Source organism: Mycolicibacterium arcueilense (assembly GCF_058536225.1).
In genome coordinates, this window is record NZ_JBZTYL010000007.1 from 1,317,167 (window position 1) to 1,337,394 (window position 20,228).

General features: G+C 67.4%; 18 protein-coding genes and 1 pseudogene. 11 read left to right on the forward strand and 8 right to left on the reverse strand.

Annotated elements, in window-relative coordinates; all coding sequences use genetic code 11:
* Positions 1-56 precede the first annotated feature (56 nt).
* A pseudogene (locus AC4LGL_RS10610) lies at positions 57-1,163 on the forward strand (ABC transporter substrate-binding protein); the annotation flags it as partial.
* Here AC4LGL_RS10610 and AC4LGL_RS10615 read toward each other — a convergent pair.
* The 5 genes from AC4LGL_RS10615 to AC4LGL_RS10635 all read right to left on the reverse strand — a co-directional run bounded on the left by AC4LGL_RS10615 (position 1,051) and on the right by AC4LGL_RS10635 (position 7,778).
* Positions 1,051-3,606 carry an AMP-binding protein gene (locus AC4LGL_RS10615; RefSeq protein ID WP_491838662.1) on the reverse strand — a complete coding sequence of 852 codons (2,556 nt, stop codon included), beginning with the start codon at positions 3,604-3,606 and terminating at the stop codon, positions 1,051-1,053. The pseudogene AC4LGL_RS10610 and the gene AC4LGL_RS10615 overlap by 113 nt on opposite strands.
* On the reverse strand, positions 3,603-4,661 hold the full coding sequence (locus tag AC4LGL_RS10620) for an ABC transporter ATP-binding protein (RefSeq protein ID WP_491838663.1): 1,059 nt from the start codon (positions 4,659-4,661) through the stop codon (positions 3,603-3,605). Before AC4LGL_RS10620 ends, AC4LGL_RS10615 begins: the two co-directional genes overlap by 4 nt.
* On the reverse strand, positions 4,658-6,232 hold the full coding sequence (locus tag AC4LGL_RS10625; RefSeq protein WP_491838664.1) for an ABC transporter permease: 1,575 nt from the start codon (positions 6,230-6,232) through the stop codon (positions 4,658-4,660). Before AC4LGL_RS10625 ends, AC4LGL_RS10620 begins: the two co-directional genes overlap by 4 nt.
* A complete protein-coding gene (locus AC4LGL_RS10630; RefSeq protein ID WP_491838665.1) occupies positions 6,233-7,249 on the reverse strand; it encodes an iron ABC transporter substrate-binding protein in 1,017 nt (338 codons plus the stop codon). It lies immediately after the preceding gene.
* A 178-nt stretch (positions 7,250-7,427) separates the two neighbouring features.
* Positions 7,428-7,778: a hypothetical protein gene (locus tag AC4LGL_RS10635; protein ID WP_491838666.1), complete on the reverse strand. Its 351-nt coding sequence runs from the start codon at positions 7,776-7,778 to the stop codon at positions 7,428-7,430.
* 376 nt (positions 7,779-8,154) lie between these two features.
* On the opposite strand from AC4LGL_RS10635, the gene AC4LGL_RS10640 reads away from it, so the two are divergent.
* The 7 genes from AC4LGL_RS10640 (at position 8,155) to AC4LGL_RS10670 (ending at position 15,182) form a co-directional block, all read left to right on the forward strand.
* The gene (locus tag AC4LGL_RS10640; RefSeq protein ID WP_003881061.1) at positions 8,155-8,523 is read left to right on the forward strand and encodes a YraN family protein; all 369 of its coding nucleotides are present in this window, start codon (positions 8,155-8,157) and stop codon (positions 8,521-8,523) included.
* 1 nt (position 8,524) lies between these two features.
* On the forward strand, positions 8,525-10,036 hold the full coding sequence (locus AC4LGL_RS10645) for a YifB family Mg chelatase-like AAA ATPase (protein ID WP_491838667.1): 1,512 nt from the start codon (positions 8,525-8,527) through the stop codon (positions 10,034-10,036).
* Entirely contained in the window at positions 10,033-11,160 is a 1,128-nt protein-coding gene (gene dprA, locus AC4LGL_RS10650; RefSeq protein WP_491838668.1) for a DNA-processing protein DprA, read from the forward strand. Before AC4LGL_RS10645 ends, dprA begins: the two co-directional genes overlap by 4 nt.
* Before the next feature lie 81 nt (positions 11,161-11,241).
* The gene (locus tag AC4LGL_RS10655) at positions 11,242-12,105 is read left to right on the forward strand and encodes a siderophore-interacting protein (protein ID WP_491838669.1); all 864 of its coding nucleotides are present in this window, start codon (positions 11,242-11,244) and stop codon (positions 12,103-12,105) included.
* Positions 12,106-12,128: 23 nt separating this feature from the next.
* Complete coding sequence (locus tag AC4LGL_RS10660; protein ID WP_491838670.1) at positions 12,129-13,289, forward strand: lactate 2-monooxygenase; 1,161 nt, start codon at positions 12,129-12,131, stop codon at positions 13,287-13,289.
* Positions 13,290-13,372: 83 nt separating this feature from the next.
* Positions 13,373-14,272, forward strand: coding sequence for a tyrosine recombinase XerC (locus tag AC4LGL_RS10665; protein WP_491838671.1), 900 nt, complete (start codon positions 13,373-13,375; stop codon positions 14,270-14,272).
* 10 nt (positions 14,273-14,282) lie between these two features.
* Complete coding sequence (locus AC4LGL_RS10670; RefSeq protein WP_491838672.1) at positions 14,283-15,182, forward strand: alpha/beta fold hydrolase; 900 nt, start codon at positions 14,283-14,285, stop codon at positions 15,180-15,182.
* Here AC4LGL_RS10670 and AC4LGL_RS10675 read toward each other — a convergent pair.
* The 3 genes from AC4LGL_RS10675 to AC4LGL_RS10685 form a co-directional block, all read right to left on the reverse strand.
* Positions 15,179-16,144, reverse strand: coding sequence for a TIGR03621 family F420-dependent LLM class oxidoreductase (locus AC4LGL_RS10675; protein WP_491838673.1), 966 nt, complete (start codon positions 16,142-16,144; stop codon positions 15,179-15,181). The genes AC4LGL_RS10670 and AC4LGL_RS10675 overlap by 4 nt on opposite strands.
* Positions 16,145-16,193: 49 nt before the next feature.
* Positions 16,194-16,535, reverse strand: a complete 342-nt coding sequence (locus tag AC4LGL_RS10680; RefSeq protein ID WP_491838674.1) for a hypothetical protein — start codon at positions 16,533-16,535, stop codon at positions 16,194-16,196.
* A gap of 120 nt (positions 16,536-16,655) precedes the next feature.
* A complete protein-coding gene (locus AC4LGL_RS10685) occupies positions 16,656-17,120 on the reverse strand; it encodes a M23 family metallopeptidase (protein ID WP_491839326.1) in 465 nt (154 codons plus the stop codon).
* A gap of 332 nt (positions 17,121-17,452) precedes the next feature.
* Here AC4LGL_RS10685 and rpsB point away from each other — a divergent pair, with 332 nt between their 5' ends.
* The 3 genes from rpsB (at position 17,453) to AC4LGL_RS10700 (ending at position 20,208) form a co-directional block, all read left to right on the forward strand.
* Entirely contained in the window at positions 17,453-18,286 is an 834-nt protein-coding gene (rpsB, locus tag AC4LGL_RS10690) for a 30S ribosomal protein S2 (RefSeq protein ID WP_055112923.1), read from the forward strand.
* 18 nt (positions 18,287-18,304) lie between these two features.
* Complete coding sequence (tsf, locus tag AC4LGL_RS10695; protein WP_491838675.1) at positions 18,305-19,132, forward strand: translation elongation factor Ts; 828 nt, start codon at positions 18,305-18,307, stop codon at positions 19,130-19,132.
* Between the two features lie 221 nt (positions 19,133-19,353).
* Positions 19,354-20,208, forward strand: a complete 855-nt coding sequence (locus AC4LGL_RS10700) for an LLM class F420-dependent oxidoreductase (protein WP_055112927.1) — start codon at positions 19,354-19,356, stop codon at positions 20,206-20,208.
* Positions 20,209-20,228 lie beyond the last annotated feature (20 nt).

Sequence of the window (20,228 nt, forward strand, 5' to 3'; positions counted from 1 at the left end):
CGTTGGTGCGTTAACTTCAATGCGTCGAATTGTCAGATGTTTCTGGAGAGATGCCCATGGCCGACGTGTCCCCGGCACGCATCGGATTGCTCATCGACTATCTGGACGGGAGCGGCGGGTACGACGAGAACATTGTTCCGGCGCTGCAACTCGTCGCCGACGAATATCTGCAGAGTGGAATCCTCGAACGGCCAGTCGAATTCGTCGTTCGCGCGGTTCAGGGCCTGCCGAACGGATCGTTTCGGGCAGTGCGTGATGCGTTCCGCGAACTCGTCGACCAGGATGCACTGGTGATCTTCGGGCCGTGGGTTTCGGAGAACGGCGTCGCATTGCGTCGGTATGTCGAGGAACTCGCGGAAGTCCCGATCATCACGATGGCCGCCTCCGAAAGCATGTTGGGGGAGTGGGTTTTCGGCCTTCCGGCCGGATCGATGGAGGAAGAGCCGATCATCATGGCCACCGTGGCGGCCCTCGACGGGTGCCGCACCGTGGGGTTGGCGTTCGAGGACAGCCTCATCGGTCGCGAATACCTGCGAACCACGCGGGAGGCCTGTCGCGATACCGGATTGACGATCACCGCCGAGGTGGCCATTCCACAGGTCGAGAGCGAAAAGCGGGCTGCCATGTCCACGCTGGCCGCCGACAAGCCCGATGCCATCATGCATGTCGGGTTCGGCCTGGGCCTGATCGGCATGAACGCGGCGCTGGAGGGCATCGGCTGGATGCCGAGGCGCTACACCACGACCGCATTCGAATTCGCTGCCACGGCGCAGTGGTGGAGTGAGCAACTCGCGGGCTGGATCGGGCTTGACCAGTACGACGAACGCAATGTGACCGGACAGGCGTTTCTTGATCGATTCGAGCGGGCCCACGGACGCCGTCCGGCGTACTTCTTCCCGCTGTACTGCTATGACATCGGCCGACTGATGATGACCGCGGTCGCCGGCGCGCGACCGTTGACCGGTGCGGCGGTCAAAGAGGCGTTGGAACGTATCAAGCTGCTGCCGGCCGCGAGCGGTGCGCCCGGAACACGCCTGAGGTTCGGGAAGTTCATCCGGCACGGCTGGGTTGGTAGCGAGTTTCTGGTGGCCCGGCGGGTACTTCCGGACGGGAGTGCCTCGGTACTGCACGCCACGATCGAGGGCCACGTCCGTGCGTCGTCGCCACAGATCCCAGATACTTCCGGGCCGCGTTGACCACATAGGTGAGTGCGACGCCCACGATCAAGGCGGCCACCACACCGAGCACCCGGTGGTCACCGAACAACGGATAGACCTGGTAGTGCGTCAGGTACGTGTACAGCGAGGCCTCGGCGAGCAGACCGCAGCCGGTCGCGACCACCGCGGGACAGCGCACCGCGGGCAACCAGATCAGCAGCGTCAAACCCGCCAGAACCAGGGTTTCTCGGCCGCTGTTGCCGAAGTAGCCGTGTAGTCCGACCGCCAATACGACGGTGACGATCACCCGCTGCCAGGCGGCGGTGGCCTTGGCCGCCGCCCATCCGGCCGCGAAGAACCAGAACGCCAGCACGGTGAACCAGGCTTCGCGGCCCAGGCCAAAACCGGGCAGGTCGTAACGCAATACCAGCCCCAATGCCAGGAACGCCGCGGCGAAGGCGAAGGGACGGCGCCGCTCCAGCCGGTCGGCGCCCGGCAGCGCACACACCGCGGTCAGCGCCACCAGAATCCAGACCAGCACTTCGACGAACCACAACCGCCCGGCGGTCATGCTGTCATGGGGACCCAGAAACTTGTTGGCCAGCAGCAGGTTCGACGCGTGGTAGTCGTCGGTGAGGACGAGTGCCACGGCCACCCACACGATGGAGGGCACAGCGATCCAGGCGACCGTGTTGCGTAGATGCCGCAGTCGTGTCCGTCGGGGCACCGGCGTCAGGCAGAACCGGCCGAAGTTGTATCCGGCCACCCCGAGCAGCACATGCGCTCCGCCCCACAGCGCGAACAACTCGGCATGCGAGCCGACGATGAGGACGATCGCCGCGGCACGCAGGGCGACACTGGTCTCGACGGTTGCCCATCGGCGCCGGCGGGGCGTGCAGCGGCGCTCCAGGTCCCGCAGCGCCATCCGGTGCCAATCCTTCGGCAGCCGGCCCAGGGTGCGTTCCAGCCGTACCGACATCGCCACATAGGACAGCGAGTTACCGCCGAGGTCGATGAAGCTGGCGTCGCGGTCGATCGACTCTGCCGGAAGGTGCAGAACCTCGGCGAACAGGCCCTGCAGATCCGCGCTGTCGGTCACGCGTGGTGCGGCGGCCAACGTGCGCACCGCGGGGTAATCGGGTTTGCCCGAGATCAACCGGGGCAGTTCGGGGACGAGCGCCGAGCGCACCGCAGCGGTCGGGACGCCGGCCAGGGTGGCGGTCAACTGCTGCACATCGCCGGCGGTCGTTGCGCCGGTGTCGACGGCTGCCACCGCGAGCGTTTCGCCGTCTTCGGTGCACAACGCCGTCACCCCCTGGTCGGCGAGGGCGGTCTGGAGACGGTCGAGATCGATGCGCAGTCCGAACAGCTTCACGAATCGGCCATTGCGGCCGATGATCTCGTACAAGCCCTCGGGAGTGCGTCGCGCGATGTCGCCGGTGCGCAACTCCGTTACGGTGGCGCCCGATGCCAGATCCTCGGGCCGGTGCGCGTACCCGAGCATCACATTGGCGCCGCGGTAGATCAGCTCACCCGTGCCGTCCGGCCAGGCCTCGTCGGTGCGGATGGACAGGCTGCCGCCGGGGATCGGTCGACCGATGGCTGCGGGATGGGTCAAGGCCAACTCCGGTGGCAGGTAGGCCATCCGGGCGGTCGCCTCGGTGGCGCCGTACATGACGAACAGCTGCCAGCCTCGGTGTTGTCCGAGCGTCACGAAGCGGCGCACCTGATCGGGTGCCATCCGTCCACCGGCCTGCGTGACGTACCGCAGGTGGGGCAGGTCCATGGTGTCGAACCCGATGCGGTCGAGCAGTTCGAAGGTATGCGGCACGCCCGCGAAGGTGGTGGCCCGGTGGCGGGTGAACAGGTCCCAGAACTCGTCGTCGACCACCGAGCGATCGGTGAGGACCAGCCCCGCGCCGCGTAGCAGATGGCTGTTGACCACCGACAGCCCGTAACAGTACGACATGGGCAAGGTGGTTGCGGCCCGGTCGGTTTCGCCGATCGTCAGGTACTCGGCAATGGCGGCGGCGTTACTGATCAGGTTGGTGTAGGACAACCGCACCAGCTTCGGTGACCCGGTACTGCCCGAGGTCGACATCAGCAGCGCCAGATCGTCGTGCAGTTGGTGGTTGCCGTAGGCGCGCTGGTGGTGGACACCCGTGGCGTCGACGACGGTATCGGGGGAGTACGTCTGGCGGATCGCGTGGTGATCGCCGCCCGCCGGAACCGGCAGGGACACGTGGCCGCCGGCGAGCGCGCCGAGGTAGTACACGAGAGTGCGCAGGTCGTTACGGCTCTCCAGCAGCACGAGGCGACGGCCGGGTCCCAGCTGTGCCGCGGCCTCCGAGGCCATGCCGGCCAGCTCCCGGTACGTGACCTGTTCGTTCTCGGTCACCACCGCGATCCGCTCGCCGTGCGCCCGCAGCGCCTCGAGGACGTCGATCAAGGCAGCGCCGTTCCGCTGCCCCGTACGTCGATGCGGACCTTGGTGTCACGGGCGGGCGGTTGGAGGCTGTGCTGGCGCACGACGATCGGGTCGGCCTCGCCGGCCGGATCGATGGTGAGCAGCACGTCGTGACCGAGAAATTCGGTGGCGACCACGGTCCCCACGCCGGCGGCCGCCGCGACATCGCCCTCGCTGTCCGAAATCGCGGTGGCGACAAGCTGCTCGGGCCGCAGCACCAGCGTGCACGACCCAGCGGCTGCGCCGGCTTGGACCGGTATCGGACCCAGCGCGCAGTCGGCCACCCCCGATGTGACGGTCCCCGGCAAGGTGATGCAGTCCCCGAGGAATTCGGCGGTGAACCGATCAGCGGGGTGCCGGTACACCTCCTGCGGTGTGCCGACCTGGGTGAATCTGCCCTCGCGCATCACCGCGACCTGGTCGGAGATCGACAGCGCTTCTTCCTGGTCGTGCGTCACGATGAGGGTGGTGACCCCGGTGTCGGACAGCGCCCGGGCCACGGACTTTCGGGTGGCCGCGCGCAATCCGGTGTCGAGCGCACTGAACGGCTCGTCGAGCAGCATCACCACAGGCCGGCGGGCCAGCGCCCGGGCCAGGGCCACCCGCTGCTGCTGACCGCCGGAGAGCTGGTGCGGACGGCGCGGTGCGAACGAGGAATCCAGGGACACGGTGTCCAACAGGTCGATGACCCTGGCTCGGGCCGCAGCCCCACGCTCACGCAATCCGTAGGCGACGTTCTGCGCCACCGTCAGGTGCGGAAACAGCGCGCCGTCCTGTGCCACGTAGCCGACGTCGCGACGGTGTGGAGCGACAAGTGTTGTAGAGCTTGCCATTTGGCGCCCGCCGATGATCACTGTGCCGGCATCGGGGGATTCGAAACCGGCAATCACCCGCAGCAACGTCGTCTTGCCGCAGCCGGAGGACCCGAGGACAGCGGTGATGGTTCCCGGTGTCAGGGTCAGGTCGATACCGCGCAGCACCTCGGCGCCGTTGAAGGACTTGTGGAGTCCGGATACCTGCAGGACGTCGTCGGTCACAGGGCGGCCACCTTCGTCGATTGGCGTAACAACATCAAGGTCACCGGGATGGACAGGGCGATCAACATCAGCGCGTAGGGCGCGGCTGCGGCGTAGTCGAGCTCGCTGCTCAGCGACCAGAACCGCATCGCCAGGGTGCGGGTACCGGTGGGTGCCAGCAACAGTGTCGCGGTCAATTCCGTTGCTACCGCGACGAATACCAGCGCGGCGCCGGCAGCCGCGGCTGGGGCGGTCAACCGCAGGGTGATGCGGATGAAGGTCCGCGCCGGCGAGGCTCCCAACGAGCGCGAGGCTTCTTCCACCGACGGCGGGACCTGCGCGAGACCCGAGCGCAGGCTGACCAGAGCGCGCGGCAAGAACAGCAGAACATAGGCGCAGATCACCAGGGCGGCAGTCTGATAGAGCGGGGGAGCGTAGCGGATGGCGACGGTGACCAGCGCCAGCGCGGTCACGATGCCGGGCATCGAGCTGGTGATGAAATTGGCTCCCTCGATCGAGCGGGCGAGTAGTCCGCGGTACCGGACGGCGACCCAGGCGAACGGGAAAGCCAGCACCGTGGTCAGGGCCGCGGCCGCAGCGGCCAGCGTCGCGGTCTGGACCAGCGAGGTACCGATCTCGGCGGCGTCCCACACCTGCGCGCCACCGATCCACGTCCATCGCGTCAGCGTCCACAGCGGCACGCCCAACGCCAGTGCGGCCAGTGCCAGCAGCCCCACGATGGCCGGGAGCGTCGTGCGGCCCAATCGCATCGGTGCGGCGGTGCGCTGGGCTCCCGAACCCACCCGGGCGAACCGGGCGTTACCGCGGGCGGCGGCCTCGGTGACCAGCAGCAGGAGGCACAGGAGCACCAGGACGGCGGCCAGCGTGGCGCCGGCGGCGCCGTCGAACGTGGCCTGGAACTGTTCGAAGATCGCGGTGGTGAAGGTCGAGAAGCGGATCATCGCGAACGCGCCGTATTCGGCCAGCAGGTGCACACCGATCAGCAGGGCACCGCCGAGGATCGCCAGGCGCAACTGCGGCAGCACGACCCGGAAGAACACGCCGGACGATCCGGATCCAAGCGCCCGGGCCGATTCCTCCAACGCCGGATCGATACGGCGCAGGGTGGCCGCGGCGGGCACGTAGACGAACGGAAAGTACGACAGCGTCGCGATCAGCACCCCGGCCCAGAATCCGTGCAGCGACGGCACCACGCTCACCCAGGCGTAGCTGTTGACGAACGCGGGTACCGCCAGCGGTGCGACGAACACCGGCCGCCACCACGTCCGCCCCGGGAGGTCGGTACGCTCAACCAGCCACGCCGCACCGACACCGAGCACCACGCACACAGGCACCGTGATCAGCACCAGTCCCACCGTGTTGACCAGGAGTTCCCCGACGCGCGGCCGGACCACCAGTTCGATCACCCGACTCGGGCCGGTGGTGATCACCGACCAGCCGACGTAGGCCAACGGTATGAAGGTGGCGGCCAGCAGCAGCGTCACAGCCGTGCTCAGCGCCGGTCCCGGCCTGGCACGTGAGGTGGGCTGTTGGGTGACCGGCGGTGTCGGAGGCGGCTCTGTCGCAACCAATTACAACAAGCCAGCCTTTGTCATCAGGTCGGTGACCTTGGCGGCATCGAGATTGGACGGGTTGACCGCGGGCGCCTGCAGCGAGTCCAGCGGCGGCAGTGCGGGATTGGCAGCGACCCCACTGGCGACCGGATACTCGAACGAGGTGCCTTTCTGCAGCACCTCCTGGCCGGCCTTGCCGGTGATGAACCGGAGGAACTGCTGGGCCTGGCCCTGCTTCTTGCTGGATTTCAGGACGCCGCCGCCGGACAGGCTGACGAACGCACCGGGATCTTCGTTCTTGAAGTAGTGCAGCGCGGTGTTGCCGCTGATTTCCTTGGTCTTGGACTGATCGCGGAACCAGTAGTAGTGATAGATGATGCCGCCGTCGACCTGGCCGTCGTTGACGGCCCGCAGCGTGGCGATGTTGTCCTGGAGCACAACGGCATTCGTCTTCAACCCGGCCAGCCACTGCGCGGTGGCCGGCTGACCCTTCAGTTCGAGGATGGCCGCGACGATCGCCTGGAAGTCCGCTTTGGCCGGTGGTGCACCCCAACGGCCCTTCCACTGTGGCTGCTGCAGATCCATGATCGAGTGCGGCAGCTGATCCGCGGGCAGCTTGGCCTTGTTGTAGACGAAGACGGTCGAGCGCGCCGCCACGCCGGTCCACTTGTTCGACGATGGCCGGAACTGGGCCGGGACCTGGTCGAGAGTCTGCTGCTCGACGTCGGCGAACAGCCCGGCTTTCTCGACAGCGGCCATCGCGGGGGAGTTCTCGGTGAGGAAGACGTCGGCCGGTGAGGCGTTGCCCTCGGCCACCAGTTGGTTGCCGAGCTCGGTGTCACCGCCCTGGCGATAGGTGACCTTGATGCCGGTCTCCTTGGTGAAGGCGTCGATCCACTCCTTGGTCAGGGATTCGTGCTGCGCGTTGTAGATGAGCAGCTCATCGGACCCCGAACTGGAGCACGCGACCATGCCGGCGGCGACCGCGACGGCGGACAGGACAACAGCAACCCGGCGGCTCCAACGTGTGAGCATCAAGTGAATCCTTTCGGCGTTAGCTGAGCATCACCTAAGGACACTACCGGGGTGGGCGGCTGCAAGACCCTGGACAGCCGGAATCGTGGCGTAGTGGAAGGACGCGGTCGCTCAGTGGTTCCTCACCCGCGGCGATGACGAGATTCGCGACCTCGGCGGCGGAGCGAGCGCGCCGAGATCAGTGCAGAACCCGTGGCCCACCGTTGCAATCTGGGACGCCGCCGTAGGGAATACCGCCCTGGACCGTTCCGTCAACCATCACGCTGCACGACACTCCGTCCATCCAGTAGCCCGGGCCGAAAGGACTCGGACTGTGACCCCAACGTTGCGCGTAGAACGCGCCGTTTGAGAACGGTTCGCCGAGGCAGTATCTGCCGCCGCCAGAGAGTTTCTCGCGGTAGTCGCCGCCCGGGCACCACCCTGCGTTGCCGTCAGGGATGTGCGGGTCAGGGTCGGCCCACGCAGGCGGCGAGAGAGTCAGTGCCGTCGTCACGGTCGCGACGCCGATGATCAACTTCGTGACGTTCATGGTGATACCTACGTTCACTGAACGACTCACCGCGGTAGGTTGCCGAGTTGTAGCCGTACCAGTAGAGAGTAGCTCCCGAGGTTTGCTGACGGGTGCCTCGGCGAGAAATTACGTCATTCGCATGACAGGCGCGGTGGCAACGAAAACCGCCGTGACACATGGTGTTTGAAAAACGAAGAAGTTGAGCGACGATCCCGGTGCCCTTTCGGCTGACGTATCCGATGCCTACCACGAGCTCATCTCGACAACATTGCCGGTGGATCAGATCTGACCTGGCGTCGTTCTGCATCTCTCAGTCCTGTGGATGAAAGCCACGCTGGGGATAACTCGGCCGAATTGAGCCGATGCTGTCGGACCGTGTCCGGACGGTGTGGGCATGAGTTCTCTGACACGGGCCGAGATCGGCGCACTGGGTGAACAGCTGGCCGTCGAATATCTGACGGCGCAGGGCATGCGCACCCTGACCCGCAACTGGCGATGCCGCTACGGCGAGCTGGATGTGATCGCCGTGGACGTCGCCACCAACACGGCGGTCTTCGTCGAGGTGAAGACCCGCACCGGCGACGGCTTCGGCGGGCTGGCCGAGGCGGTCACGGCACAGAAGGTGCGCCGGATCCGCCGACTGGCGGCGCTGTGGCTGGCCGAGCAGGAGGTTCGCTTCGCCGCACTGCGCATCGACGTGATCGGCGTGCGCCTCGGCCGCCGCCGAGAACCTGAGCTGACGCACCTCAAGGGGGTGGGCTGAAATGGGTTTGGGCAGAGCATATTCGGTGGCCGTGCGTGCGGTCGACGGCGTCATCGTGGAGATCGAGGCAGACATCACCTCGGGGCTGCCGGGCGTGCATCTGGTGGGCTTGCCCGACACCGCCCTGCAGGAGTCGCGGGATCGGGTGCGCGCGGCGATCACCAACTGCGGCAACGAATGGCCGATGTCGCGTCTGACGTTGGCGTTGTCCCCGGCGACGTTGCGCAAGGTCGGTTCGGTCTATGACGTGGCGCTGGCGGCTGCGGTGCTCTCGGCGCACACCAAGACGGCGTGGGCCCGGCTGGAGAAGTCGGTGCTTCTCGGTGAACTCGCCCTTGACGGCCGCATCCGTCCGGTCCATGGCGTCCTGCCGGCGGTGTTGGCGGCCAAGCAGGAGGGCTGGCCCTTGGTGGTGGTGCCCGTCGACAACCTGGCGGAGGCGAGTCTGGTCGACGGGATCGAGGTGTGCGGTGTGCGCACGTTGCGCCAGCTGCAGGCCTGGCTGAACGGCAAAGCGGATCTGGTGGCGCGGGTGGCTGCGCCGGGGTGCGCTCCCGGGCCCACATCCGATCTTGCCGATGTGGTCGGTCAGACCCAGGCGCGCTACGCCCTGGAGGTTGCGGCCGCGGGTGCGCATCATCTGATGCTCACCGGCCCACCCGGTATCGGCAAAACGATGTTGGCGCAGCGTCTTCCGGGCTTGTTGCCGCCGTTGTCTCCGGGGGAATCGCTGGAAGTGACCGCGATCCACTCCGTGGCCGGGTTGCTGGCAGGCGACACACCGCTGATCACCCGACCGCCGTTCGTGGCTCCCCACCACACCTCGACCGTGGCGGCTCTCGTCGGAGGCGGAAGCGGATTCGCTCGCCCCGGCGCGGTCAGCCGGGCACACCGCGGTGTGTTGTTTCTCGACGAGTTCCCCGAGATGGGCTCAAGTGCCCTCGAAGCCCTGCGAACCCCACTGGAAGACGGTGAGATCCGGCTCGCCCGCCGGGACGGGGTGGCGTGTTATCCGGCCCGCTTCCAACTGGTTCTGGCGGCCAACCCGTGCCCGTGCGCACCGCCCAAATCGCAGGACTGTGTCTGTTCGGCCCAGGCCAGGCTGCGGTATCGCGGCAAGCTGTCCGGGCCCTTGGTAGACCGCGTTGACTTGCAGGTGGAGCTGCATCCCGTCAGCGTCGGGGCGTTCACTCCGCAGGCCGGCGAGTCGAGTGACGTGGTACGAGCCCGTGTTGCGGCCGCCCGCCTTGCCGCCCAGGAACGGTGGAAACCGTACGGGATCGGCACCAATGCCGAGGTCGGCGGTTCGCTGCTGCGGCGCGAATTCCGATTGCCCAGAGCCGCCATGGAGCCGTTGCGGTCCGCACTCGACCTCGGGGTGATCAGCATGCGCGGAGCCGACAGGAGTTTGAGGGTCGCCTGGACGTTGGCCGATCTCGCCGGCCGGACCATGCCGGCCCGTGAGGACGTGGCCACGGCGTTGGGCTTCCGTCGGGCCGGGGGCGTGTCATGACCGACGAAGTCCGGCGTGCCTGGGCCTATCTGTCACGGGTCGCCGAGCCGCCGTGCGCGGAACTGGCGGCCTTCGTCGCGCAGGTGGGCCCGGTCGAGGCGGCTGATCGGGTCAAATCCGGTGACGTCGCGCCGGAGTTGTTGAGCCGGGTCGAGGCCCGTCGGGAATTCGATTGTGCAGTCAGAGACCTCGAGGCCCTCGACCGCATGGGTGGGCGGTTGATCACCCCCGGTGATGACGAGTGGCCGCTGCTGCGATTCCAAGCATTGGGCGTGAAAAAGGATCCCAAGCGTTCCAATGCGTATCCGCCGTTGGTGTTGTGGGCGTGCGGGCCGGTGCGGCTCGATGAGGTGACTGAGCGCGCCGCGGCGATCGTCGGTACCCGCGCGGCCACGGCGTACGGCGAGCACGTGACCGCTGACTTGGCTGCCGGGTTGGTTGAGCGCGAGGTGACGGTGGTGTCCGGCGGTGCCTATGGCATCGACGGAGCAGCGCACCGCGCCGCCCTGGCCTGTGAGGGCATGACCGTCGCGATCGTGGCCGGCGGTATCGACAATCCGTACCCGGCCGGGCACAGCGCACTGTTCCACCGGATCCGTCAGGAATGCCTGTTGGTCAGCGAGTATCCGCCGGGGGTTGCGCCGGGCAGGCTGCGATTCCTCACCCGGAACCGATTGGTGGCGGCCCTCTCGGGTGCGACGGTGGTCGTCGAGGCCGGGTTGCGCAGCGGTGCGGCCAATACTGCCGGGTGGGCCAAGTTGCTGGGCCGGTCGGTGTGCGCGGTGCCAGGGCCGGTGACCTCGGCGGCATCGGCGGGCTGCCATGCGCTGCTCCGAGGCGGTGCCACCCTGGTCGGCCGCGCCGAGGAGATCGTCGAACTCGTCGGCCGCATAGGCGAACTCGCGTCGGAGGAACCGCATCCGGTGGCGCCGCTCGACAAGCTCTCGCCGGTTGAGAAACAGGTCTACGACGCGCTGCCGTCGCGCGGCGCCCACACCGTGGACGAGATCGCGATGCTCGCCGCCCTTCCACCGCATCAGATATTGGGGCCGTTGACGACGCTGGAGCTCGCGGGGATGGTCGTCAGCGAGGACGGGTGCTGGCGGTTGCGCCGGCGCCGGTAGACCCCATGCACGTGGACTGTCTCCGTATAGTCGATGAGGTCGGCTAAGAAAGAGATCGGCCGAGCGAGTTTTGGAGGCGGTATGGCAGGACGTCCCGTGCACACGTTTGAAGTGGTGCGCCGCGAGCAACTGACCGACCACATGGTCAGGCTGGTACTGGGCGGCAATGGCGCCAACGGCTTCGACACGTTCTCGCCCAACGAGTTCAGCGATGCCTACGTCAAGATCGCCATCGTTCCCGAAAGTGTCGATGTAGCGGAGCTGCCGAAACCCTTGACGCTGGACAGCTTTCAGGAATTGCCCGCCGAACAGCGACCGACGGTGCGCACCTACACCGTGCGCAACATCGACACCGAGCGTGGTGAGATCACCATCGACTTCGTCGTGCACGGTGAGCAGGGCGTAGCCGCACCGTGGGCCGCGGCGGTCCAACCCGGTCAGCCCGCGTACCTGATGGGGCCCAGCGGAGCCTATGCCCCGGACCCAGCCGCTGATTGGCATCTGCTGGCCGGTGACGAAGCCGCGCTTCCCGCCATCAGCACAGCACTGGAAGCCTTGCCCGACAACGCAATCGGCAAGGTCTTCATCGAGGTCGCCGGCCCAGGAGACGAAATCGATCTCACCGCTCCCGGCGGCGTCGAGGTCACCTGGATCCATCGGGGTGGGCGCGCCGACCTGGTCGGCGACGACCACGCGGGGGACAACGCACCGCTGGTTGCCGCGGTCAAAGAGGCGGCCTGGCTGCCGGGGCAGGTTCAGGTGTTCATCCATGGCGAGGCCCAGGCCGTCATGCACAACCTGCGCCCCTACATCCGCAAGGAGCGCGGCGTCCCGGCGAAGTGGGCCGCCTCGATCTCGGGGTACTGGCGTCGCGGACGCACCGAGGAGACGTTCCGGCAGTGGAAGGCCGAGCTGGCAAAAGCGGAGGCCGACACCGCGGGCTGACGCCAGATGGCAAGGTAGCCGTCATGGCATTCGGCGATTACCAACTCGAGATCTACCTGCAGGGGCTGTCCGGCGTACTGCCGACCATGCCGATGGACTACGCGGGCCTTGAGGCCAAGGCCCAGGCGGCCATGCCGGCCTCGATCTGGTCCTACGTGGCCGGTGGTGCCGGTGACGAGCGCACCCAGCAGGTCAACCGCACCGCCTTCGATCGCTGGGGGCTGATGCCGCGCATGTTGAACGCCCACCGAGAACGTGACCTGTCGGTGGACCTGTTCGGGCTGAAACTGCCGTCCCCGTTGTTCATGGCACCGATCGGGGTGCTGGGCATCTGCGGGCAGGACGGGCACGGTGACCTGGCCGGCGCGCGTGCCGCCGCGCGGACCGGGGTGCCGATGGTGGTGTCCACCCTCACCGAGGACCCGATCGAAGACGTCGCCGCCGAATTCGGCGACACCCCAGGCTTTTTCCAGCTGTACACACCGACCGACAAGGACCTGGCCGCCAGTCTGGTGCAGCGCGCCGAGAAGGCCGGGTACAAGGGCATCGTCGTCACGCTTGACACCTGGGTGCCGGGCTGGCGCCCGCGCGACCTGTCCACCTCGAACTTCCCGCAGTTACGCGGCAAGTGCCTGGCCAACTACACCAGTGACCCGGTGTTCCGCGCCGGCCTGCAGCAGCCGCCCGAGGAGAACCCCCAAGCGACGGTGCTTCGCTGGGTGAGCCTGTTCGGCAATCCGCTGACCTGGGACGACCTGCCGTGGCTGCGGTCGCTGACCACGCTGCCGCTGATCCTGAAGGGCATCTGTCACCCCGACGACGTCCGGCGGGCCAAGGACGGCGGCGTCGACGGTATCTACTGCTCGAATCATGGTGGGCGCCAAGCCAATGGTGGCCTGCCGGCGATCGACTGCCTGCCCGGTGTGGTCGAGGCCGCTGACGGGCTGCCGGTGCTGTTCGACTCGGGAATCCGCAACGGCGCCGACATCGTCAAGGCCCTCGCGCTGGGTGCCACCGCGGTCGGTGTGGGCCGTCCGTACGCCTACGGGCTGGCCCTGGGCGGGGCCGACGGCATCGTGCACGTGCTGCGGACGCTGCTCGCCGAGGCCGACCTGATCATGGGCGTCGACGGTTATCCGACGCTGGCCGATCTCACGCCGGACGCCCTGCGCCGGGTGGACTGACCCGCTCGCAGCAACCAACTGAACGCCGCGACACGCGCAGGCGGTTGGCTGCGACGGTTGGAACGGTCTGACACGGTGGTGGGGTGAGCACCGGGACCGACGCGATACTGGACGAGTTCGACCAGTATCTCGAGCTGGAACGTGGCCGGTCTGCGCACACCCGACGCGCGTACCGGGGTGACCTGACTGCGCTGTTCGATTTCACCGGCGGCGGAGTGGAGACTCTCACCCTGCCGAGGTTGCGGTCCTGGTTGGCCGCCCAGGCTGCAGCCGGAACGGCGCGGACCACGTTGGCGCGCCGAACCTCCTCGGTCAAGACCTTCTCGACCTGGGCGACACGGCGGGGACTATTGCCGAACGACCCCGCCGCGCGGTTGCAGGTGCCCAAGGCCCACCGCACCCTGCCTGCGGTGCTGCGCCGCGACCAGGCAGTGGACGCCATGGAAGCGATGAATTCAGCTGTGCAGGAAGGTGACCCGCTGGCACTGCGGGACAGGTTGATCGTCGAGCTGCTGTACGCCACCGGTATTCGGGTCAGCGAACTGTGCGGTCTGGACATCGATGACATCGACACCCCGCGCCGGGTGCTGCGGGTGTTGGGTAAGGGCAACAAGCAGCGCACGGTCCCGTTCGGTGAACCGGCCCTGGTCGCGTTGACCGCCTGGCTCACCGACGGGCGGCCTGCGCTGGCCACTGCCGATTCCGGCCCCGCGCTCCTGCTCGGGGCCCGCGGCAAGCGCCTCGACCCCCGTCAGGCCCGAACCGTGGTGCACCAGACCGTCTCTGCCGTCGATGGCGCCCCCGACATCGGCCCCCACGGACTACGCCACAGCGCGGCCACCCACCTGCTGGAAGGCGGTGCCGACCTGCGCGTCGTACAGGAGTTGCTGGGTCACAGCTCGCTGGCCACCACCCAGCTCTACACCCACGTGACAGTGGAACGGTTGCGCGCGGTGCACGACCAGGCGCACCCACGAGCCTGAAGAGGAGATCGTGCCGGAGTTGACTGTCGATCCGACCCGAACCACCGTCGATCTGCCCTGCGGGCCGGTGTCCTATCTCAGCTGGGCCACCGACCACGCGGCGCCGACGGTCGTGTTGCTGCACGGCGGAGGCGTGGACAGCGCGTCGTTGTCCTGGGGCGGTATCGGCCCGCGGTTGGCGCAGGCGGGCTACCGCGTGATTGCGCCGGACCATCCCGGCTATGGCTGCAGTCCGCCGGCGCGGTTGCCCGTGACACAGGACCGGTTGGTCGGCTATGTGGGGGAGTTCGTCGACGGACTCGACCTGCAGCGCTATGCGATCGGCGGGCTGTCACTCGGTGGGGGCATGACCATCGGCCATGTCCTGGACCGGCCGCAACGGGTGACGGGTGCGATGCTGCTGGGCAGTTACGGCCTGATGCCACGCCTCTCGGACGGGCCGATGCCGGGGGTGCGGCAACTGGTCACCTGGGTGACGTTGCGTACCGGTCTGCTCGGCGCGGTGACCCGGTGGGTGGGCACCAACCGCCGAGCGATGGCGCGCAGCATGCAGGCCTTGATCACCGACCCCGTGCAGGTCACCGACGCGTTGATGGACGAGGTCATGGCCGCCGCGGGCCAACCGGAGGGATTCTCGGCGTTCGAGCAGTGGCAGCGCGATCAGGTCCGGTGGAACCGGCTGCGCACGGACTACAGCGGACGGTTGTCGTCGTTTCGCCGGCCGGCGCTGATCGTCCACGGTGACCGTGATCCGGGCGTGCCGGTTGCGCGGGCCCGGGCGGCCGCGCAGCTGATCCCTGACGCGGAGCTCAAAATCATTGCAGGAGCCGGACATTGGGTGCAGCGCGACCGTCCGGACGCGGTGCTCGAGGCGATGACCGGGTTTCTCGGCGGCCTCGTCGGCCGTTAGCGCAGCAGCTTGATGACTTCGGCCAGGTGCGGAAGTGCCGACTCGCGGTCCGTCCAGGCGTCGAACGCCGTCCAGTAGCTGATCCCGAACCGGCGCTGCCGCTCGGCCAGAGACTCGGCCATCTGCTCGTAGCTGCCGAACAACGCAAACGGCGATTCCAGCAGCAACTCCGCCGAGGTGCCCAATGGCCCGGCCACCTCGGCTGCCGCGGCCGCGGGGTCGTCGGTGTGGACCACGAACTGCAGCAACCCGTTGAGCTCGATGGCTTCGAACCGGTCGCCGGCGGCAGCGCGCACAACCGCGATCCGGTCCAGCAGGCCCTTCGCGTCGAAGTGGGTCAGCCGGACCTCCGTGGCGTCGTGGTTGTGACTGAAACCCGCCAGCCCGGCGATATCGGCGGCCCGGCCGGCGAGTTGCAACACGCGCGTGCCGTTGCCGCCGATGAGCAGCGGCACGTCGACACCCGCCGGGGCGACCAGTGCGCCGGCGTCCGCCCGTACGCAGTAATGCGCGCCGTCCACGTCAACCGGTTCACCGGCCAGGAGCGGGCGGATCACATTGACCGATTCGATCAGTCGGTCCACCCTGGTGGCGCCGGCGTCGAATTTCAGTCCGGCCGCGTCATATTCGGCCTTCATGTGGCCGGCGCCCAGCCCCAGCTCGAATCGTCCACCCGACAGGGCTGCCACACTTACGGTTTCCCGCGCGGTATCGACCGGATGACGCAGATCGTTGTTGAGTACCAGTGTTCCGGTGCGCAGGTTCGACGTGACTGCGCAGGCAGTGGCGGCTCCGGCGAACGGCGACACGGTCGGTGCCAGATGGTCGGGGATGGTCATGACGTCGAACCCGGATTGTTCGACGGTGCGCGCGAACTCGGCGAAATCGGCACCGCGGGGGAGTGCGGTGTGCAGACCGAAGCGCATCGGCCGGGTGCGGTGGAAATGCGACGCGACGGTCATATTCCGACCCTAGGCCGAACTCACTGACGTGTGCGCGTGCGCGAAATTTCTAGTCGGTGATCGTCGTGCTGTCCGCGGCTTCGCGCTTGAAGTACAGGTACGAAGTAACCAAACCGAACACGGACAGGACGCCCCCGAACAACAGGAGCCCACCGAAAGTGGCCAGAGTGGAGCCTTCATCCCGGTTTCGAGATCGCTGCTGGTCGTAGTCATAGAGAAATGACGAGCTTCGAACGATGTTGCGGCACTGATCCCCAGGGCGCATTACCCAGTCGCCGCAGGTGACATCGGTGCGGAAGGCCAGCTCCAGCCCGGGAATCGCCAGTGCCAGGCCCACAGCGAATAGCGCCACGGTGAATATCGACATAAGGATCCATCGCGCCCTACTCATGTGTGCCCTTCGCGTCGGTGACCAGGAATGAGGCTAGCGGCCACGTCAGGGCATCATCCGCACCAAATTGCAGACACCGACGCCGCGGGATCGTTGGCCACAACCAGGGATTCAGCCCGCTTACCCACCCACCGGCTTGAGCCGGATCGGGGTCTCGGCGAGCAGCCCGAGAGGGTTGACGTAGTCGGCGTTCGAGGCCGGGCCCCACATCGCTCCCCAGTGCAGGCAAGCCGCCACCGGACAACCGGGGTGGCCCGCCAGCAGCGTGCCGAGCAGTTGTCCGGCCCCAACGCTCTGCCCGGGCCGCACCGCGGCCTGCACCGGCTCGTAGCTGGTGCGCAGTCCACCCGGATGCGCGAGCGAGACCACGGGCCGCCCGGCCAGCACACCGGCGAACACCACAGTTCCCGGAGCTGCGGCATAGATCGGCTGCTCCGGTGGGGCAGCGAGGTCGACGCCGCGGTGGCCGCGGTTCCAATTGGGGGAGGGGGCATCGAAACCCCTGGTCACGGCCGGTCGCGGGGACACCGGCCACTGCAGTCGGGAGCCCTCGGCGTGGGCCGCTGTCGGCCAGATCCACGTCATACTCAGCAGCAGCGCTGTGGCGGCAAACCTCACCACTCCAGTTCAGCGTCAAACCGGGCGGTCCGGAAGCCCCGAAGTCGGGGGCTGTGGATGGACGGGCATGGGTTTGCCGCGTGGTAAAAGCACCCCTGCCCAGCGTGTAAACTTCTACCCGCAGCTCGCTTGCGGGCTGACTTCGCGTGTCTGCGCATATCGATCGCCTCGATGGGGTCGTACACGGATGCCGACGGTCCTGACCTGGGATTTCCCGGATCGGGTTCGGCGTCCGGCAGGCACCAGGGCCTGGCATCACCCGACGCCGGGCGTCAACCGACACATAAAGGAATGAGCTCATGGCTGTTGTGACCATGAAGCAGCTGCTGGACAGCGGCGCTCACTTCGGGCATCAGACCCGACGCTGGAACCCCAAGATGAAGCGGTTCATCTTCACCGACCGCAATGGCATCTACATCATCGATCTGCAGCAGACGCTGACCTACATCGACAAGGCCTACGAGTTCGTCAAGGAGACGGTGGCCCACGGCGGCTCCATCCTGTTCGTCGGCACCAAGAAGCAGGCGCAGGAGTCCATCGCCGAAGAGGCCACCCGCGTCGGCATGCCCTACGTGAACCAGCGCTGGCTGGGCGGCATGCTCACCAACTTCTCCACGGTGCACAAGCGCCTGCAGCGCCTCAAGGAACTCGAGGCCATGGAGCAGACCGGTGGCTTCGAGGGTCGCACCAAGAAGGAAATCCTCATGCTCACGCGTGAGAAGAACAAGCTTGAGCGCAGCCTCGGCGGTATCCGGGACATGCAGAAGGTGCCCTCGGCGATCTGGGTCGTCGACACCAACAAGGAGCACCTGGCGGTCAACGAGGCCATCAAGCTCGGCATCCCGGTCATCGCGATCCTGGACACCAACTGCGACCCCGATCAGGTCAACTACCCGATCCCGGGCAACGACGACGCCATCCGTTCGGCCGCCCTGCTGACCAAGGTCGTCGCCTCCGCGGTTGCCGAGGGCCTGCAGGCCCGCGCCGGCCAGGGTGCCGGTGAGAAGCAGGACACCGAGGGTGCCGCTGAGCCGCTCGCCGAGTGGGAGCAGGAGCTGCTCGCCGGTGCGACCGCTGGTACCGCCGAAGGCGAAGCCGCTGCTGCACCCGAAACATCCACTGACGCTTCGTAATTCCAGGAGAAGTCTTAAATGGCTAACTACACCGCCGCCGACGTCAAGCGCCTTCGGGAGCTGACCGGCTCCGGCATGATGGACTGCAAGAACGCGCTGGCCGAATCGGACGGCGATTTCGACAAGGCCGTCGAGTTGCTCCGTATCAAGGGCGCCAAGGACGTCGGCAAGCGCGCTGAGCGCGCCACCGCCGAGGGTCTGGTCGCGGCCAAGGACGGTGCGCTGATCGAGCTGAACTCCGAGACCGACTTCGTCGCCAAGAACGCCGAATTCCAGGAGCTCGCCAACCAGGTCGTGGCGGCCGCCGCCGCCGCGAAGGCCGCCGACGTGGACGCCCTCAAGGCCGCCAAGGTTGGCGACACCACGGTCGAACAGGCCATCGCCGACCTGTCCGCCAAGATCGGCGAGAAGCTCGAACTGCGTCGGGTCGCCTACTTCGACGGCACGGTCGAGACCTACCTGCACAAGCGTGCCGCGGACCTGCCGCCGGCCGTCGGTGTCCTGGTCGAGTACACCGCCGGCGACGCGGAGAAGGGCAAGGAGGCCGCCCACGCGGTCGCCCTGCAGATCGCCGCACTCAAGGCCAAGTACCTCACCCGTGAGGACGTCCCCGCCGACATCGTCGCCAACGAGCGGCGCATCGCCGAGGAGACCGCGAAGGAAGAGGGCAAGCCCGAGCAGGCGCTGCCCAAGATCATCGAAGGTCGCGTCACGGGCTACTACAAGGACGTCGTGCTGCTGGACCAGCCGTCGGTGTCCGACAACAAGAAGACCGTCAAGGCGCTGCTCGACGAGGCCGGTGTCACCGTGACCCGCTTCGTGCGGTTCGAGGTCGGTCAGGCCTAACACCCAGAAGACTCGGGCGGCACATCACACCCGATTGACGGCTCGGCCGTCGCCGCCCGCCGCAAAACCCCGCGCTCATTCCGGCGATCCCGGAAAGCGCGGGGTTTTGTTCATTCGTAACCCGGTCGGTGCCGGGTAGTTGCTCACGGCGGGGCAACGGGCTTTGCCGATGTGGGAGTGTGGCAGGTACGAATGGGTTGGGGAGTGGTGTTGGAGGTGACATGCGCGTAGGTGTGGTATTTCCGCAGACGGAACTCGGCGGAGATCCGGGAGCGGTGCGCGCATACGGCCAGCGTGTCGAAGAGCTGGGCTTCACCCACATCCTGGCCTACGACCATGTGGTCGGCGCCGATCCGGCTGTTCACCGGGACTGGTCGGGGCCCTATGACCTCTACACCACCTTTCACGAGCCGATGGTGATGTTCGGCTATCTGGCCGCGGTCACCTCGTTGGAATTGGTCACCGGGGTGATCATCCTGCCGCAGCGCCAGGCCGTTCTGGTGGCCAAGCAGGCCGCCGAGGTCGACCTGCTCAGCGGTGGGCGGATGCGCCTGGGCGTCGGGCTGGGCTGGAATGCGGTCGAGTACGAGGCGCTGGGCGAGGATTTCGGAAACCGTGGCAAGCGGTCCGAGGAGCAGGTCGAGCTGATGCGTCGGCTGTGGACCGAATCGTCGGTGACCTTCGAAGGTCGCCACCACCGGGTGACCGGTGCGGGCCTGGCGCCGCTGCCGGTGCAGCGTCCGATCCCGGTGTGGTTCGGCGCTGCGTCCGCGCGGGCGCTGGAGCGGGCCGGGCGGCTCGGCGACGGCTGGTTTCCGATGGTCGCGCCCGGACTGGAACTCGATGACGCTCGGGCCAGGGTCGAGCGTGCGGCCGTCTCCGCCGGGCGAGATCCCGCCGGGATCGGCATGGAGGGTCGGGTGACCTGGACCGGTGATCCGGACAAGGTGGTCGCCGACATCGCCGCGTGGGCCGACGCCGGGGCCACGCACGTCACGGTGAACACCATGGGAGCCGGTCTGCGGACCGTCGACGAGCATCTTGCTGTGCTGCAGAGCGTGGCCCGCACGCAGTGAGGGCGGTTGGGCGGCGAGAG